Annotated in this window: 18 protein-coding genes; 4 read left to right on the plus strand and 14 right to left on the minus strand. The window is 75.2% G+C overall.

The features are described 5' to 3' along the window. Positions 1 to 523: 523 nt before the first annotated feature. The gene (locus GKE82_RS04580) at positions 524 to 2083 is read left to right on the plus strand and encodes an ATP-binding protein (RefSeq protein ID WP_196189056.1); all 1560 of its coding nucleotides are present in this window, start codon (positions 524 to 526) and stop codon (positions 2081 to 2083) included. Positions 2084 to 2093: 10 nt separating this feature from the next. Here the strand turns inward: GKE82_RS04580 and GKE82_RS04585 are convergent, their stop codons facing one another. From GKE82_RS04585 to GKE82_RS04635, 11 genes are all read right to left on the minus strand, one after another. Continuing rightward, positions 2094 to 2489 carry a hypothetical protein gene (locus tag GKE82_RS04585; protein ID WP_154732465.1) on the minus strand — a complete coding sequence of 132 codons (396 nt, stop codon included), beginning with the start codon at positions 2487 to 2489 and terminating at the stop codon, positions 2094 to 2096. A 54-nt stretch (positions 2490 to 2543) separates the two neighbouring features. Continuing rightward, complete coding sequence (locus GKE82_RS04590; RefSeq protein WP_107570573.1) at positions 2544 to 3152, minus strand: TetR/AcrR family transcriptional regulator; 609 nt, start codon at positions 3150 to 3152, stop codon at positions 2544 to 2546. A gap of 3 nt (positions 3153 to 3155) precedes the next feature. Next, entirely contained in the window at positions 3156 to 4079 is a 924-nt protein-coding gene (locus GKE82_RS04595) for a crotonase/enoyl-CoA hydratase family protein (protein WP_309233412.1), read from the minus strand. Further along, positions 4076 to 5683 carry an acyl-CoA dehydrogenase family protein gene (locus GKE82_RS04600; RefSeq protein ID WP_107570575.1) on the minus strand — a complete coding sequence of 536 codons (1608 nt, stop codon included), beginning with the start codon at positions 5681 to 5683 and terminating at the stop codon, positions 4076 to 4078. Before GKE82_RS04600 ends, GKE82_RS04595 begins: the two co-directional genes overlap by 4 nt. A gap of 58 nt (positions 5684 to 5741) precedes the next feature. Next, complete coding sequence (locus GKE82_RS27850) at positions 5742 to 6284, minus strand: carboxymuconolactone decarboxylase family protein (protein ID WP_375336988.1); 543 nt, start codon at positions 6282 to 6284, stop codon at positions 5742 to 5744. Beyond that, positions 6281 to 6925 carry a helix-turn-helix domain-containing protein gene (locus tag GKE82_RS04610; protein ID WP_309233414.1) on the minus strand — a complete coding sequence of 215 codons (645 nt, stop codon included), beginning with the start codon at positions 6923 to 6925 and terminating at the stop codon, positions 6281 to 6283. The genes GKE82_RS27850 and GKE82_RS04610 overlap by 4 nt, the downstream gene beginning before the upstream one ends. 55 nt (positions 6926 to 6980) lie before the next feature. Continuing rightward, positions 6981 to 7187 (minus strand): hypothetical protein, encoded by a 207-nt coding sequence (locus tag GKE82_RS04615; RefSeq protein ID WP_107570577.1) that lies wholly within the window; start codon positions 7185 to 7187, stop codon positions 6981 to 6983. A 126-nt stretch (positions 7188 to 7313) separates the two neighbouring features. Then, on the minus strand, positions 7314 to 7796 hold the full coding sequence (locus tag GKE82_RS04620; protein WP_154732467.1) for a DUF6691 family protein: 483 nt from the start codon (positions 7794 to 7796) through the stop codon (positions 7314 to 7316). Continuing rightward, complete coding sequence (locus GKE82_RS04625; RefSeq protein ID WP_107570579.1) at positions 7797 to 8258, minus strand: YeeE/YedE family protein; 462 nt, start codon at positions 8256 to 8258, stop codon at positions 7797 to 7799. A 30-nt stretch (positions 8259 to 8288) separates the two neighbouring features. Next, positions 8289 to 8729: a thioesterase family protein gene (locus GKE82_RS04630; RefSeq protein ID WP_107570580.1), complete on the minus strand. Its 441-nt coding sequence runs from the start codon at positions 8727 to 8729 to the stop codon at positions 8289 to 8291. 22 nt (positions 8730 to 8751) lie between these two features. Then, a complete protein-coding gene (locus GKE82_RS04635) occupies positions 8752 to 9726 on the minus strand; it encodes a fibronectin type III domain-containing protein (protein WP_154732468.1) in 975 nt (324 codons plus the stop codon). 72 nt (positions 9727 to 9798) lie between these two features. Between GKE82_RS04635 and GKE82_RS04640 the strand changes: the two genes are divergently transcribed. Then, positions 9799 to 10710 carry an alpha/beta hydrolase gene (locus tag GKE82_RS04640; RefSeq protein ID WP_154732469.1) on the plus strand — a complete coding sequence of 304 codons (912 nt, stop codon included), beginning with the start codon at positions 9799 to 9801 and terminating at the stop codon, positions 10708 to 10710. Next, entirely contained in the window at positions 10707 to 11093 is a 387-nt protein-coding gene (locus GKE82_RS04645; RefSeq protein WP_107570583.1) for a VOC family protein, read from the plus strand. The genes GKE82_RS04640 and GKE82_RS04645 overlap by 4 nt, the downstream gene beginning before the upstream one ends. Positions 11094 to 11099: 6 nt before the next feature. Here the strand turns inward: GKE82_RS04645 and GKE82_RS04650 are convergent, their stop codons facing one another. After that, positions 11100 to 12407, minus strand: coding sequence for a glycerophosphodiester phosphodiesterase family protein (locus GKE82_RS04650; protein WP_154732470.1), 1308 nt, complete (start codon positions 12405 to 12407; stop codon positions 11100 to 11102). 24 nt (positions 12408 to 12431) lie between these two features. Between GKE82_RS04650 and GKE82_RS04655 the strand changes: the two genes are divergently transcribed. Continuing rightward, positions 12432 to 13232, plus strand: coding sequence for an SDR family oxidoreductase (locus GKE82_RS04655; RefSeq protein ID WP_107570584.1), 801 nt, complete (start codon positions 12432 to 12434; stop codon positions 13230 to 13232). 6 nt (positions 13233 to 13238) lie between these two features. Here the strand turns inward: GKE82_RS04655 and GKE82_RS04660 are convergent, their stop codons facing one another. Both GKE82_RS04660 and GKE82_RS04665 read right to left on the minus strand, forming a co-directional pair. Continuing rightward, the gene (locus GKE82_RS04660) at positions 13239 to 14015 is read right to left on the minus strand and encodes an alpha/beta fold hydrolase (protein ID WP_154732471.1); all 777 of its coding nucleotides are present in this window, start codon (positions 14013 to 14015) and stop codon (positions 13239 to 13241) included. After that, positions 14012 to 16237, minus strand: a complete 2226-nt coding sequence (locus GKE82_RS04665; protein ID WP_309233415.1) for a molybdopterin-dependent oxidoreductase — start codon at positions 16235 to 16237, stop codon at positions 14012 to 14014. The genes GKE82_RS04660 and GKE82_RS04665 overlap by 4 nt, the downstream gene beginning before the upstream one ends. Positions 16238 to 16282: the final 45 nt, after the last annotated feature.

The following is a 16282-nucleotide window of genomic DNA, read 5'->3' on the forward strand; positions in this document are numbered from 1 at the left end:
AGTCGAAGCTCTCCGGGTCCCGCGGGCGCCTCGCCGCCCAGGGACCCGGTCCTCCGCACGCCTCACGCGTGACGCAGCACCACCGTTCTCCGGGCGGTCGGCACACACCGATCACCACCACCAAGGAGCACGCCGTGCATCTGCTGCTGCAGAAGGAGTACCTCGACGCCACCGCATCCCGCGGGCGACCCGAGCCGCAGGACAGAGCCGTCCCCCGGCGGGGACGGCCACCGTCGTCGCCGCCGCGGCGCTGGCTCGCGACGGGCCTCGCCCGCGCGGCCCGTGTCGCAGATCGCGAGGCGGCGCGTCGCGCCGTCGCCTGAGCGCCGCCCCGTCGCCAGCCGGGCGCCCGACCGGGCGCCCGGCGCGCGAGGGACGGATGGCGTACGGACCCTGCGTCCGACGCTCTAGAGTGCCGGGTGATGAGCACCGGACCGATCAGGTTCCCGCCCCCGGGTCCCCGGGTTCGCCGGCGCTCGACCCGCAGCGCCGGCTCTTCGACGCGCTGTACCGCGACAGCCGCATGTTCAAGGCCATCGTGCTGGCCGACGGGACGCTCGTCGACGCCAACCCCGCGGCACTCGCCGCGGGCGGCCCGGCGGCCGCCGAGAGCCTCGACCGGCCGTTCTGGGAGGCCGCCTGGTGGGGGCCCTCCGCCGAGCAGCGCGAGATCGTCCGGGCGATCGTCGAGCGCACCGCCACCGGTGAGCGGATGGCGGGCGATCTCGCCTACCTCCACGCCGACGGCACACGACGGGTGCTCGACTTCACCTGCGACCCGGTGATCGACCCGGCGACCGGCCGTCCCGACTACCTCGTGTTCTGCGGCACCGACGTCGCCGGCCGCCGCCAGGACGAGCGGCGGCTCGCGCGGGAGCGCGCGCAGATCGAGCGCGAGCGCGACCAGGCCGAGGCCGACCACGCCACCACCACCGCGTTCCTGGCGAACATGAGCCACGAGATCCGCACGCCGATGAACGCGGTGATCGGGTTCACGTCGCTGCTGCTCGACACCGACCTCGACCCGCAGCAGCGCGACTTCACGCAGACGATCCGGTCCTCCGGCGAGCACCTGCTCGGCCTGATCGACGACGTCCTGGACTACTCCAAGCTCGAGGCGGGCGAGATGACGCTCGCGGCCGTCCCGTTCTCGCTGCGCTCGACGCTCGAGCGGTGCCTCGGCCTCGTCGCCGGGCCCGCGCGCGCCAAGGGCCTGCGGCTGCACGCCGTCGTGCAGCCCGGCGTCCCCGATCGGCTCGTGGCGGACGACCGCCGGATCCGCCAGATCCTCCTGAACCTGCTCGGCAACGCGGTGAAGTTCACCGAGCGCGGCGAGGTCGTCGTCGAGGCCGACGTGCGCCGCGGGCCCGAGGGACCGATCCTCGTCCTGCAGGTCCAGGACACCGGGCCCGGCATCACGCCCGAGCACATGGCGCAGCTGTTCGAGCCGTTCCGCCAGGGCGACCAGACGCTCAGCCGCCGCCACGGCGGGACCGGCCTGGGGCTGGCGATCTCCCGCCGGCTCGCCCGGCTCATGGGCGGGGACATCACCGCGGTGTCCGCGGCGGGCGAGGGCACCCGCTTCACCTTCGCGCTCGGCGTCGGCGTCTTCGGCCCCGGGACCGCGGAGGCGACGCCGGTGGCCGAGCAGCCGCCCTCGCCCCGCTCGCGCCGGTCCCCCGGGCAGCCCGTCGAGCCGGGCGACCGCCCGCTGCGCGTGCTCGTCGCCGAGGACAGCCCGGTCAACCAGCGGGTGCTCGTGCTGTCGCTCGGGCAGCTCGGCTACGAGCCCGACGTGGTCGAGAACGGGCTCGCCGCCGTCGAGGCGGTGCAGCGCCAGCCCTACGACGTCGTGCTGATGGACATCCAGATGCCGGTCATGGACGGGCTGCGCGCTACGCAGGAGATCCACCGCCGGCTGCCGCCCGAGCGTCGGCCCCGGATCATCGCCGTGACCGCGCACGCCCTGGAGTCCGACCGCTCACGCTGCCTGGCCGCCGGGATGGACGACTACGTGTCCAAGCCCCTGCGGCCCGGCCAGCTGCGCAAGCTGCTGGCCGAGACCGCGCCACTGCCCGTCTGAGGCGCGCCGCTCAGCGGGTCACGCGCACCGCGGCGCGCCGCACGACGCGACGACCGGCGCCGTCGGTGGCCGTGAGCACGACCGTGTACCGCGCACCGCCGCGCAGGCGGCGCACGAGCGACAGCCGGACCGTCCGGCTCGCGCGCAGCGACGTGACCGCGCTGCGCAGGACGGTCCGTCCGGCGCCGTCGAGGACCCGCAGGCGGGCCGCGCGCAGCACGCCGCCGCGCAGCCCGACGCGGACGCCGTCGGCGCGCAGCCGGGTCGTGTCACCGACCTCGTCGCCCGGATCCTGAAGCCCGACTGCCGCAGGAACCGCCCGACGTCGGTGTACGCGCGGTTGATGACGAACGTCTGCACCTGGGTGCGAGGCCCCGAACTCGCGGACGGCGAGCGTCTCCGGCACGGTGAACGGGGCGATGCCGCGGTAGTGGCAGCCCGGACCCGCCGGACCCGCCGATCATGCGGTCGCCGTCGCGGATCCGACGGCTCGGCGCGCGAACACCCGCAGCGCGGCGACGAGCGCCGCCGGATCCGGCCGGTCCTCCGCGGCGGGGGCGAGCGGTCCGACGAGCGCCTCGCCGACGGCGCCCACGAGCGCGGCGGCGGTGAGGTCCGGGTCCTGCGCCGGGATCTCGCCGGCGGCGACCGCCTCGGCCAGCAGGCCCGAGAGCAACGCCCGGTAGGTCTGCCGGTAGGCGAGCCGCTCGGCGTCCACGAGCGGGTCGACCGGCTCGGCCAGCAGCGCCCACGCCAGCCGCGGGTTGGCCAGCGCCCGGGTCGCGAACACCGCGAGCGTCTCCTCGACCCGCGCGACACCGGGCGCCCCGGTCGCCGCGACCGCCTCGGCGGCCCGCTCCATCGCGGCGATCTCGCGCCCGCAGACCGAGCGGAAGACCTCGACGAACAGCTCCGCCTTCGAGGGGAAGTGCCGGTACATCGCGCTGGCCGCCACCCCGGCGCGGGCCCCGATCCCGGCGACGCTCACGGTCCCGTAGCCGCCCTCCTGCAGCAGCGCCTGCGCGGCGGCGATCAGCCGCTCACGGGTCGTGCCGGTCGTCGCGACCACGCCTCAGCCCTTGAAGGTCGACGGTCCCGCGTCGCCGAACGGCCCGTCGCGCTCGAGGACCGCCTGACGGAAGCCGGCCTCCGCGGCCCGCTGCTGGAAGGCGTACCCCTCCTTCGTGTGGCGGGTGATGCCGTCCAGCAGCGTGCCGAGCACCTGCGTGGAGTGCAGGCCCTGGCTGTAGAGCTCCTGGTTGACGAGCAGCTTCATCATCTGCAGCTGGTTGACGGGGTTGCGCGCGATCCGCTGCACGAGGATCTCGGTGCGCTCGTCGAGCTGCTCCGGGGCGGGCGCCTCGATCGCCATCCCCCACTCGAGCGCCTCCTCGCCGCTGAGCGAGTCGCCGGTGAACAGCAGCCGCTTGGCGCGCTGGGCGCCGAGCCGGTGCGCCCACAGCGCCGTCGTGGGCGAGCCCCACACCCGGGCGGGCGGGTAGCCGATCTTCGCGTCGGCGGCCATCACCAGCAGGTCGGAGCACAGCGCCATGTCGGTGCCCCCGGCCACGCAGAAGCCGTGGACCTTGCAGACCACGGGCTTGGAGCAGTGGAAGAGGCTCATGAACCCGCGGACGTTGCGGCCCATCATCGCGTAGTCGACCATCGGGTCCCACGTGCCGGACGGATCGTGGTTGGCGGCCATCACCTGCGGGTCGATCGCGCTGCCCGCGGGCGGCGGGGCGAACGAGTCGCCGAGCCGGCCGGCGCCCTCGGCGCTCTCGACCAGGTCGTAGCCGCCGCAGAAGCCCTTGCCGTTGCCCGACAGCAGCAGCACGTGCACCGCCGGGTCGAGGTCGGCCTGCTCGACGCAGTGCTCGAGCTCCTGCACGAGCCGGCGGGTGATGCCGTTGCCGCGTTCGGGCCGGTCGAGCGTGATCCGCGCGACGCGGCCGTCGACCGCGTAGGTGAGCGCCTGCAGGTCGCCGACGCTCACGCCGGGAGGGCCCGGTCGACGATCGCGGCCGCGTCGACCCCGACGGGCAGCGTGCCGTAGGCGTGCCCGGCGCCGCCGGCGCTGAGCCGCGAGGCGCAGAACGCGTCGGCGACCGCGGCCGGCGCGTGTCGCACGAGCAGCGCGCCCTGCAGCGCGAAGCCGAGGTCCTCGACGATCCGGCGGGCCCGGAACTCCGCGTCCTGCGGGGTCAGCGTCGCGAGGTCGGCCTGCACGCGGTCCAGGTGCGCGTCCAGGCGCGCGTCGCCGCCGCGGGCGAGCTCGCACTCGGCCAGGAACGCGGGCAGGCCCTCGGGCTCCTTCACGAGCGCGCGCAGGACGTCGAGCGCGGCGACGTTGCCCGATCCCTCCCAGATCGACTGCAGCGGCGCGTCGCGGTACAGCAGCGGCAGGCCCGACTCCTCGACGAAGCCGTTGCCGCCGAGGCACTCGAGCGCCTCCCCCGCGTGCTGCGGGGCGCGCTTGCAGACGTGGTACTTCATGACCGCGGTGGCGAACCGGCGGAACGCGCCCTGCTGCGGGTCGTCGAAGGCGCGCGCGACGCGCAGGGCGGCGGCGGTCGCCGCCTCGGACTCGACCGCGAGGTCGGCGAGCACGTTGCGCATCAGCGGCTGGTCGACGAGCTGCGCCCCGAAGGCGGCGCGGTGGCGGGCGTGGTGGATCGCCTGCATGGTGCCGTGGCGCATCGAGGTCGTCGAGCCGAGCAGGCAGTCGAGCCGGGTGTGGTTGACCATCGTGATGATGGCCTTGACGCCGCGGCCCTCCTCGCCGACGAGGCGGCCGACCGCGCCGCGGAACTCGACCTCGCTGGAGGGCAGCGAGCGGGTGCCGAGCTTGTCCTTCAGGCGCTGGAACTCCATGCCGCCCTCGGCGCGGTCGACGAGGAAGCAGGAGAGGCCGGCGTCGGTCTGCGCGAGGACGAGGAAGACGTCGCACGGCGGGTAGGAGCAGAACCACTTGTGGCCGGTGATCGCGTACGTGCCGTCGCCGGTGGGCACCGCGACGGTCGTGTTCGCGCGGACGTCGGAGCCGCCCTGCTTCTCGGTCATCGCCATGCCGCCGAGCGCGCCCGCGTCGTAGTCGGGGAGCGTCAGCCGGTCCTCCCAGCGGGCGGCGAGCTCGGGCGCACCCGCCCGCAGCGCGGGGACGATGGCGTTGGTCATCGAGACCGGGCACAGGACGCCGCCGTTGGCGTGGCCCCAGGTGCTGAACAGGGCGGCACGGGCGACGTGCGCGCCGTCGCGCGCCTCGCGCCACGGGACGCTCGCGAGGCCGTGCTCGATCGCGGTGCGCAGCAGCGCGTGCCACGACGGGTCGAGCTCGACCTCGTCGACGCGGTGCCCGTAGCGGTCGTGGGTGCGGAGGATCGGCTCGTTGCGCTCGGCCCGCTCGCTGTGGGCGAGCGTCTCGGGCCGGCCGACGAGCTCGCCGAGGACGTGGACGCGGTCGTAGGCCCAGCCGCCGCCCTCGCGCTCGAGCGCCTCCTGCAGCGCGAGGTCGAGCGCGAAGAAGTTCGCGGGCCGCAGCGGGGCGGCCTGGTTGTGGACCTCGTGCGTGGCGTGCGAGGGGCGGGCGATGGTGGCCATGCCCGCAGCGTAGTGAATCCGGATTCACACGGTCAAGGGCCGCACCTGCGACGCCGGGTCAGCGCCGCGGCCGGTCGGGCTGCACGCGCAGGACGTGCAGTGCCGTCGCGAGCAGCTCGTAGTGCCCGGCGAGCATCACCAGCTCGATCAGGCCGCGCTCGTCCAGGTGCCCGCGCAGCAGCTCCCACGTCTCGTCACCGAGGTCGCGGGTGTGGTGCAGCTCGTCGGTCGCGAGGAGCAGCGCGCGCTCGCGCGGCGACCAGCCCGGCGCCTGCGGCCCGAGCTCGACGCGGTCCATCTCGACGTCGGTGAGTCCCGCCCGCGCACCGAGCCGGCGGTGCTGGGTGCGCTCGTAGGCGCTGTCGGCGAGGTGCGCGACCCGCAGGATCACGAGCTCGCTCTCGCGCCGCGGCAGCGTGCCGCCCGGCATCAGCCGCCCGGCGAACACGAGCCAGCCGCGGAACAGCGAGCGGTGCCGTCCGAGCGTCAGGAAGATGTTCGGCGGCGTCGTGCCGGTGACGCGGCCGGCGACCTGCGCGAAGGCCCAGGTGAGGACGCCCACGTCACGGCGCGAGCCCGGGCTGATCCGCGGCACGCTCACGCCTCCTCCCCCAGCACGCGCGCGACGAGCCCGACGACCGGGCCGTGCAGCGCCTCGAGCTCGTCGAAGCGCCCGGCGCAGACGCGCTGGGTCACCAGCGCGCTGATCGCGGCCACCAGCGCCTCGACGGCGAACCGCTCGGTGTCGTCGCGGGCGTCGACGAGCGGGGCCATCGCGTCGACGAAGCGGGCCTGCACGTCGACGCGCCGCCGCAGCGCGGCGTCCCCGGCGGCGTAGACCTCGACGAAGAACGTGCGGGCGATCGCGGGCTCGGCGGCCAGTGCGGCGAGGTAGGCGCGCAGCACGCGCGAGAGCTGCTCGAGCACCGTCAGCTCGGCGGCCGCCGGGTCCGCCTCCGGCTCCGGGGCGGCGAGCCCGGCGGCCATGATCCCCAGCAGGACGGTCGCGGCCTCGTCGTAGGCGGCGAGGAAGCAGTCCTCCTTGTTGGCGAACTGCTCGTAGAAGGACTCGCGGGAGACGCCGGCGCGGCGCAGGACCTGGGCGACGGACGTCTTGGCGTAGCCGTGCTCGGCGACGGCCTCGGCCATGGCGCGCAGCAGGCGCTCGCGCTGGGAGGCGGCGACCTCCTCACGGCTCAGGCCGTGGCGGCCGCGAGGGAGCTTGCGGGGAGCGGTGTCCACCCGAGCGAGACTACCGGGACGGTGAACACCGCTGTTCGTGGAGGGATCTCGGCGACTAGCCGAGGACGTCGAGCGCGCCCAGGGCCTCGCCGGGCGTGCTGTACGAGCCGATCATGCGCAGCTCGCGGGTCTCGGCGTTCACGTCGTAGAGCGTGAGCGTCTTGCGGTCCAGGACGACGTCGTCACCGAGGATGCACTGCGCGAGGTTCAGGTCGTCCAGGTAGCGGACGGTGGGGGCGGCAGCGGCGGCGGTCGGGCTCATGTGGATCTCCAGTCGGTGGTAGATCCCTCTCCTCGCCCCCGGTGAAGGAGGCACGAACGAGTGTTCCGCACCGCCGTCGAACACGGTGTGCGAGCGCGCACACAACGACCGACCGGTCGGTCAGGTCTACGCGGGCACCACCGCACGCGCGGACGGGTCGGGCGCGGCCGTCGCGTCGCTGGCCGGCTCGGTCTCCACCGCCCCCTCGCGGCGCATGTACAGCCAGACCCCGGCGAGCACGCCGACGAGCGTCACGAAGCCCCAGCCGATGCCCTGGCCGACCTGCGCGGCGACCGGTCCCGGGCACGCGCCCGAGACGCCCCAGCCGAGCCCGAACAGCAGGCTGCCGCCGACGTGCCGGCGGGTGGCCCGCTCCGGCGTCCAGGCGATCGGCTCGTCGACGAGCACCGCGCGCCGCTCCAGCCGCGCAAGGATCCGCAGGCCGATCGCGGCGGTCCCGACGGCGGACCCCATGAAGAAGAACATGTAGGCGTCCTCGAACAGGAGCGCCCGGCGGATGACGTCCGGGTCCACCATGCCGCTCCAGCAGAGCATGAAGCCGAAGACCAGGCCGATGAACGCCCCGGCGGCGTGCTGACGGGCGGCCATCTAGATCAGCGCCCGGATGACGAGGCTGACCACGATCGCCGTGCCGAAGAACGTCGCGGTGGACGCGAGCGCCGCCGGCGACAGCGTGCTCGTGCCCGCCAGGCCGTTGCCCGACGTGCAGCCGCCCGCGGTCTTCGCGCCGTAGCCGATCAGCACCCCGGAGACGAGCAGCAGCGGCACCATCCACAGCTGCTCCCCGCCCTCGAAGGTGCGGGTCATCCAGCCGTAGCCGTCGAAGCTCGTCGCGCCGTTGAGCAGCGCGAACAGCGCGCCCGCCCCGACGATCCCGAGCGCGAACCAGCCGCGCCAGTCGATGTCGCGGCGGCCCGCCGCGGCCTTGCCGATCAGCTCCGAGAAGCCGCCGGTGACCCCGAGGCGGGCATTGAAGAGGATCCGGCAGGCGACCACGCAGAGTCCCATGACGGGACCGGCGATCCACCAGGCGATCTGGTCGTCGAGCATCGTCCGAGGATATCCCACTCGTTCGGTGGACTATTCGGCGGCGGCGGGGACCGCCCCGTCGGCGCGCAGCGCGGCCGCCATCGCCTCCGGCAGCGGGGCCGCCCGCCCGGCGGCGTAGTCGTACCCGACCAGCGTTCCCCAGCCGTCCGCGACGAGCCGCCCGTCGGCCGTGCAGACCATCCGGAAGTCCAGGCGCACGCTCGAGCGGCGCAGCACCGCGGGGCGCACGTCGGTGCGGATCTCCTCGTCGTAGAGGCCCGGCGAGCGGAAGCGCACGTGGGTCTCGGCGAAGATCACCGGGAAGTCGTGGCCGAGCGTCACGTCGGCCTCGGGGAACAGGCGCGCCATGTACGCGATCCGCGCGCTCTCGTGGAACTGGTGGACCGCGACGTTGTTGAGGTGCCGGTTCGCGTCGAGGTCGCCGTAGCGGATCCGGTCGACGAACGAGAACGGCCAGGGCTGCTCGCTCATCGACCGGATCCTAGGCGGACGCTCAGCGCGTGCGCAGCCGGATCTCCGGCCCGACGGCGGGCGCGTAGCGGGAGTCGGCCAGGCCGACGAACACCCGGTAGGTGCCGCCCCGCGGCACGGTCACGCGCACGGCGTAGCGGGACGCGTCCTCGCGCAGCGTGCGGGTGATCCCGCCGCCGACCGTGACCCAGCGGCCCTCGCTGTTGCGCTTCTGCACCGCCATCTGGGCCGGGACCCAGGACGGCGAGACCGTGCCGGCGAAGCGCACGCGGCTGCCACGCCGCGGCCGGGTCGTGCTGACCGCCGTCCGCACGACGGGCGAGACCCCGACGATGATCGGCGCCGACACCAGCCGCTTGGGCTCGGTCGCGACGACGCGGAACTGCGCGTTGGAGGTCAGACCGAGCACCGGGATCGAGAAGCTGCCGTCCGGCTTCGTCACGACCGAGTTGCCGGAGTTCGCGAACCCCGACGTGTACGGGAACGCGTTGATCTGCAGCTGGATCCTGCGGTCCCCGCCGCCGGTGCCCGCGAGCTGCCCGGTGAGCGTCGTGGGAGCGCCGATCGTCACCGGGTTGGGCGTCGCGGTCAGCGACAGGGAGAGCGGCACCTTCTTCGTGCGGAACGAGCGGGTGCCGCCCGACACGACGCCCGACGCGTTGCTGGCGACGACGCGGTAGTAGTAGGTCGTGTTCGCCTTCAGCCCGGCGATGTCGGCGCGCGCGGTGATCGCCCGGGTGCCGCTGCCCGCGGGGGCGACCGGCGTCGAGGTGCCGAGCTTGCGGGTCGGCCCGTACTGGAAGTTGTAGGTCGTCGTCGCGCCGTTGGGGTCGACCTTTGCGTTGAGCCGTGCCGAGGCGCTCTCGACGCGGGTCGGCGCAGAGGTCGACACCGAGGGCTTGGCGGCGAGCGCCGAGGCGGGCGCCGCGACCACGGCGACGGCGGCGGCCGACGCGGCGATCGTCGCGAGCGGGAGAAGCGGGCGGGTCGGAGTCATCCCGCCAGTCTCTCCGCCCGGGCGCGTGTCCAGTCCTCCCTCTCACGGAACGCTCACGGATAGGCTGCGCCCATGCCCGGTCTCCCGCCCGACGTCGTCCGCGCCTCGCTGCGCCCGCTCGCCCGCTGGCTGCTGTCGCCGCGGATCAGCTGGGAGACCTCCCGCAAGCGGCTCGAGCTCGCGACGCTCGTGCCGCCGCCGCCGCGCGGGACGCGCATCGTCCCCGGCAGCTGGGGCGGCGTGCCCGGCTTCGACGCCCGTCCGGCGGGCGCCGACGACCGGCGCGTGCTGCTGTACCTCCACGGTGGCGGCTACTGCACCGGCACCGCGAAGGCGTACCGCGGCTACGCCGCACGGATCGCCGCGGCGGCCGGGGCGCGCACCGTCGTGCTCGAGTACCGGATGGCCGACGAGCACCGCTTCCCCGCCGCGGTCGACGACGCGCTCGCCGCCTACCGGGCGCTGCTGGACGAGGGCGTCGACCCCGCGAAGCTCGTGGTCGCGGGCGACTCGGCGGGCGGCGGGCTGTCGCTCGCGCTCGCGCAGCGGATCCGCACCGACGGGCTGCCGCAGCCCGCCGCGCTCGGGCTCATCTGCCCGTGGCTCGACCTCACCCCCGAGGCGACCGGCGGGCGACCGGACGCGCCGCGCGAGCCGCTGCTCAGCCGCTCGCGCATCGGCCGCTTCGCCGCCAGCTACCTCGGGGACGCCGACCCGCGCGACCCGCTCGCCTCCCCGATGTTCGCCGACCTCGACGGGCTGCCGCCGTTCGTCGTGCAGGTGGCGGGCGACGACTTCCTCGCCCCCGACGGCCGCGCGATCGCGCAGCGCGGCCGCGACGCGGGCCTCGCGGTCGACGAGCGCGAGTTCGCCGGCCTGTGGCACGACTTCCACCTGATCTCGCCGCTGCTCGCGGGCGAGGGCGCGCAGGCCCTGCCCGCGATGGGCGCCGCGCTGCGCCGCCACATGGACGCCGCCCGATGAGCGCCCTCGTGCGGCGACTGGACTTCCTCGGCGTCCCCTCCCAGGACGTCGACCGCTCGCGCGCCTTCTACCGCGACGTGCTCGGCCTGCGCCCCGACCCGACCGCCGCCTACGAGCAGTGGGCGGGCGACACGTGCTTCGCGATCTGGGAGCCCGAGGCGCAGGGCATGCCGTTCGTCGCGCAGCAGGGCAACCCGTGGCCGCTGGGTGTCGACGACGTCGCCGCGACCCGCGCGCAGCTCGAGGCGGCCGGGGTCGTCTTCTTCGGCGACACGATCGACACGGGCGTCTGCCACATGGCGTTCTTCGCCGACCCCGACGGCAACCAGCTCATGCTCCACCACCGCTACGCCCCGCCCGCGGGCGGCGACCCGGCGGCCTGAGCGCGCTCAGCGGCGCAGCGTGACGCGACGGGCGCGCTCGATCCGCGCGCCGTCGACGCGGGTGAGCGCGGCGACCGCGACCGGCCCGCGCGCCAGGCGCCGCCGCACGTCGCGCGCGACCGCGATCCGCGTGGTCGTCGCCGCGACGCCGTAGGGGAAGTGCAGCGGCGCGGTCGCGACGCGCCGGCCACCGCGGGTGCGCAGCCGCAGCGTGCCGCGACACGCCACGTCCAGCGTCGTCGCCGTGCGCGCGAGCCGGACCGTGGCGCGGCCCGCGCGGTCCACGCGCGAGATCGCCGCCACCTCCGGGAAGCAGGCCTGCGCGGCGCGCGCCGCGCCGCCGCCGCAGTGGTTCGGGTTGCCGGCGGGGCGCGGGACGCCGCGCCGGCAGAGGACCGCCTCCAGCGCGCGCGGCCGCGCGGGCATCAGGCCGTCGACCCCGAGGTCGAGCATCGCCTCGTAGACGCGCTCGGACTCCTCCTGCCCGCTGAACCAGACGTGCACCGCATGGCCCGCCCGGTGCGCGCGGGACACGAAGTCCGCGGTGACGATCGGCACCCCGTTGAGCTTCGGCGGGACCTGCAGCGCGACGGTGCCCGCCGGCGCCAGGCCGGTCCCCAGGAACGTCGCCGCCCCGAGGATCCCGGGCGCGGTCCCGATCTCGGGCAGCTGGGCGTGGAAGCGGTCGACCGCGTCCTGGTTGAACGAGACGACGACCAGCGGCCCGGCGGGCACGCGGCGCAGCAGCGCGACGAGCAGGTCGGCGTTGCGCAGGAACGAGTCGCGGTCGGCGTCGGAGCGGCCCTTGATCTCGATGTTCACCGGCACGTCCGGGAACGCGCGCAGGACCTCCTCGAGTGTCGGGATGCGGAAGTCGTCGGGCGTGTACCCCAGGGGGGCGGACCGCTGCCCGGTCCGCACGCCGCGCAGCGGGTACGCGTCGGCGGGCAGGCCCCGCACGGTGCCGCGACCGGGGACGAAGTGGAACGCCGCGTCGAGGCGCTGCACCTCCTCCACCGAGAGGTCGTAGACGGAGCGGTCCAGGCCCGTCGTGCGCTCGACGCTCTGGTCGTGCAGCACCATCAGCGTGCCGTCCTTCGCCGGCTGCACGTCGAGCTCGAGCATGTCGGCGCCGAGCGCCAGCGACTCGCGCAGCGCGTACATCGTGCCCGACGGGTGCTCGGCCTCCCCGCCCTGGTGGGTCATGTTCAGGACCCGTCGCTCGGTCCACGGCACGTCGGCCGCCCGGGCGGCGACGGGCGCGCCCGCGAGCACGATCAGGACCGTCGGGAGCAGGACGCGCAGGAGCCGCACGGGCGCCAGTGTACGGTCCCCGGCATGTCGCTTCCGAAGCCCGCCGCCAGCGATGCGGCCCTCGTCACCGGCGCCTCCTCCGGGATCGGCGTGGACATCGCCCGCGAGCTCGCGCAGCGCGGGCACGCGCTCGTGCTCGTCGCCCGCCGTGAGGACCGCCTCGCCGCGGTCGCCCAGGAGCTGCGCGACGCCCACGGCGTCCGCGTCGAGGTGCTCGCCTGCGACCTCGCCGACCCGGCGGCGCGCGACGCGCTGCCCGACCGCGTCGCGGCGCTCGGCCTCGAGGTCTCGATCCTCGTCAACAACGCCGGCTACGGGACCGTCGGCGAGATCGGCACCGTCGACGCCGCGAAGGAGACCGGCCAGGTCCGGCTGAACTGCGAGGCGGTCGTGGCGCTGAGCACCGCGTACGTGCCGGCGATGGTCGCACGCGGCGAGGGCGCGATCCTCGTCGTCGCGTCCTCGGCGGGCTTCCAGCCGATCCCCGGCCAGGCGACCTACGCGGCGACCAAGGCCTTCGCCCTCTCGTTCTCGGAGGGGCTGCACACCGAGCTGAAGGACAAGGGCGTCGCGGTCACCGCGCTGTGCCCCGGTCCGGTCGAGACGGAGTTCGCGGCCGTCGCCGGTGCCGAGGAGCTGTTCGCCAACGCGCCGTCGTTCGCGATGGTGTCCGCCGCCGAGGTGGCGCGGCAGGCGGTCGCGGGCCTCGAGTCCAACCGGCGCGTGGTCGTGCCCGGCGCCGCGATCAAGGCGGTCACGCTCGGCGGCCGCTACACGCCGCGCGCGGTGCTGCTCCCGCTGATGAAGCGCTTCTACCCGGTCTGAGCGCGGTCACGCCGCGAGGTGGGCGACCACGCGGTCGTTGACCTCGCCGGCGTGCGTTAGCGGCCCCATGTGGCCGGCGTCCTCGATCGTGTGCAGCCGGGCGTCCGCGAGGCCCGCCGCCAGGACCGCGGCGACGCGGCGGGCGGCCAGCGGCGACCGGCCGCCGCTCAGCAGCAGCGTCGGCTGGCCCACCGCCTCGAGCGCCGCGACCGTCGTGCGGTCGTCGACCACCGCGGCGATCCCGCCGACGAGCGTGCGGCCCGCGTGCAGGAACGAGGCGCGCCCCGCGTCACCGAGCGCGTCCCAGGCGCCCGGGCCGCTCCAGAAGTCCACGAAGACCCGCAGCCACGGCTCCAGGTCGTCCGGGTCGGGGTCGCGGAAGATGGAGTCCTCGGCGACGACCGCGAGGCTCGCGAGGCCCTCCTCGTCGGGCGGGTCGCGCAGCACGCCGAACGCGACCGGCTCGAACAGCGCGAGGCGGCGCACGGTGTCGGGGCGGCGCCGGACGAGGTGCAGGGCCACCAGCCCGCCGTAGGAGTGCCCGACGAGGTCGACCGCGGGGACGCCCGCCTCGGCGCGCAGTCCGTCGACGAGGTCCTCCAGGCGGCGCAGCTCGACCTCGAGGTCGAACGGGCCGTCACCCAGCAGGTCGGGGGCGTCCCCGTGGCCGAGCAGGTCCGGGGCGTGCACGACGCGCCCGTCCTGCTGCAGCGCGGCGGCGAGCCGCCCGAACTGCCGGGACGACATGCCGCCGCTGTGCAGCAGCAGGACCGGGACGCTCATCGACCGCCCGCGGCGAGCGCGGCGTCGTCCGCGGCGGCCGCCGCGTCGACCGGGACGGCCTCCACGCGGACGGCGACCGAGTTGTAGGCGGCGTTGCCGGTCAGCCGGTCCAGGACCGTCGGGTCGGTGATGTCGTTGACGCTCACGCCGGGCTTGGCGGCCGCGTGCGTCCAGCCGACGCCCTCGCGGCCGTGGCCGAAGCCGTGCGGGATCGACACGACGCCGGGCCGCAGCTCGTCGCTGACCTGCACCGGCAGGTCGATCGCGCCGACCCGGGAGCTGACGCGCACGAGCGCCCCGTCGGACAGGCCGCGGGCCTGCGCGTCGTCGGGGTGCAGCAGCGCCACGCAGCGGTCGGCGCCCTTCATCAGCCGGCGGCTGTTGTGCAGCCACGAGTTGTTGCTGCGCAGCGAGCGGCGGCCGATCAGCGTCAGGTCGAAGCCGTCGGCGGTCGCCTCCCCCTGCTCGCGCGCCTGCGCGTCGAGCCGCCGCGCCTCCTCGACGAACAGCTCGGGCGCGAGCTGCACGCGGCGACCGGGCGTGGTGAGCATGCCGGGCAGGCGCGGCTCGAGCGGCCCGAGGTCGATGCCGTGCTCGGCGGCGCGCACGCGCGCGACCGTCAGGCCCTTCAGCGGGCCGCGCCGCAGCACGCCGTAGGGCCCCATCGCCAGCGCCAGGTCGAGGATCCGCGCGGGGCTGTCGAGCTTCAGCAGCGTCGCGGCGTGCACCGCGCCGGCCACGCCGCGACGGCGCAGCCCGGTGCCGAGCCGGCGCGACAGGCCGTTGATGATCTGCCAGTCCTCGCGGCCACCGGGCCGCTTCGGGACGGCCGCCGGGCTGAAGCGCACGTGGTTGCGGACCGACACCGCCGGCATCACGAAGTCGAGGTCGTCGCGCTCCAGGGCGCTGACCGGCGGCAGGATGATGTCCGCGTGGCGGGTCGTCTCGGTGACGTACTGGTCGATCGCCACCATGAAGTCGAGCTGCGGCAGCGCCGCGTCGAGCGCCGCTCCGCCCGGGGCGGAGAGCACCGGGTTGCCCGCGTAGACCACGAGGGCGCGGACCTGGCCGTCGCCCGGGGTCGTGATCTCGTCGGCCAGGCCGGCGATCGGGAACTCGCCGTTCATGTTCGGCAGGCCGCTCACGCGCGCGTTGCGCGTGCGGTGCAGGCGGAACCCGGTCTTCCCGACGAGCTGCAGCAGCGGCGTCGGGTCCACCGGCGGCGTCGTGAACATCGCGCCGCCCGGCCGGTCGAGGTTGCCGGTCAGCGTGTTCAGCGCGGTGATCAGCCAGTGGGTGACGGTGCCGGTCTGCGTCTGGCAGACGCCCACGCGCCCGTACGCGACCGCGCTCGGGGCCGCCGCGAATCCGCGCGCCAGGCGCATGATCGTGTCGGCGTCGACGCCACTGTGCTCGGCGGCACGCTCCGGCGTCCACGCGGCGGTGAGCGCGCGCAGCTCCTCCACCCCGTCGACGTGCTCGGCGAGCCGCCCGACCGCGACGAGGTCCTCGGCGAAGAGGACGCCGATCATGCCGAGCAGCAGGTACGGGTCGCCGCCGGGGCGCACGGCGACGTGCTCGTCGGCCAGCCGCGCCGTCTCGGTGCGGCGCGGGTCGACGACGATCACGGTGCCGCCGCGGGCCTTCACGGCGCGCAGGCGGTCGCGCACGCCGGGCGCGGACATGACGGAGCCGTTGGAGACGGCCGGGTTGGCGCCGAGGACGAGCAGGTGGTCGGTGCGCTCGAGGTCCGGGATCGGGAAGACGAGCGGCGTGCCGAGCATCTCCGCGGAGGTGAGGTGCTGGGGCAGCTGGTCGGTCGAGGTCGCCGAGTAGTTGTTGCGCGTGCCGAGCACCAGCCGCAGGGTCAGGAACGCGAGGACCGACCAGCTGTGCGCGCCCGGGTTGCCGAGGTAGTTGGCGATCGCGTCGGCGCCGTGCTGCTCGCGCACGCGGCGCAGGCCGGCCGCGGCGGCGTCGAGCGCCTCGTCCCAGCCCAGCGGCTCCCAGCCGCCGTCGGCGGTCTTGCGCAGCGGCGTGGTGACCCGGTCGGGGTCCTCGTAGAGGTCCGTGAGCGCCGCCGCCTTCGGGCAGATGTAGCCGCGGGAGAAGTGGTCCTCGGGATCGCCGGTGATCCGCAGGACCTTCGTGCCCTGCACCTCGACGGCGATGCCGCAGTGGGCCTCGCAGAGGTTGCACTGCCGATGGACGGTGGTGGGCACGACGGACCTCCCTGGTGTACGACGGGACACACCGGAGTGTCGCGG

This window comes from Conexibacter sp. W3-3-2, from assembly GCF_009707605.1.
GTDB lineage: Bacteria > Actinomycetota > Thermoleophilia > Solirubrobacterales > Solirubrobacteraceae > Paraconexibacter > Paraconexibacter algicola.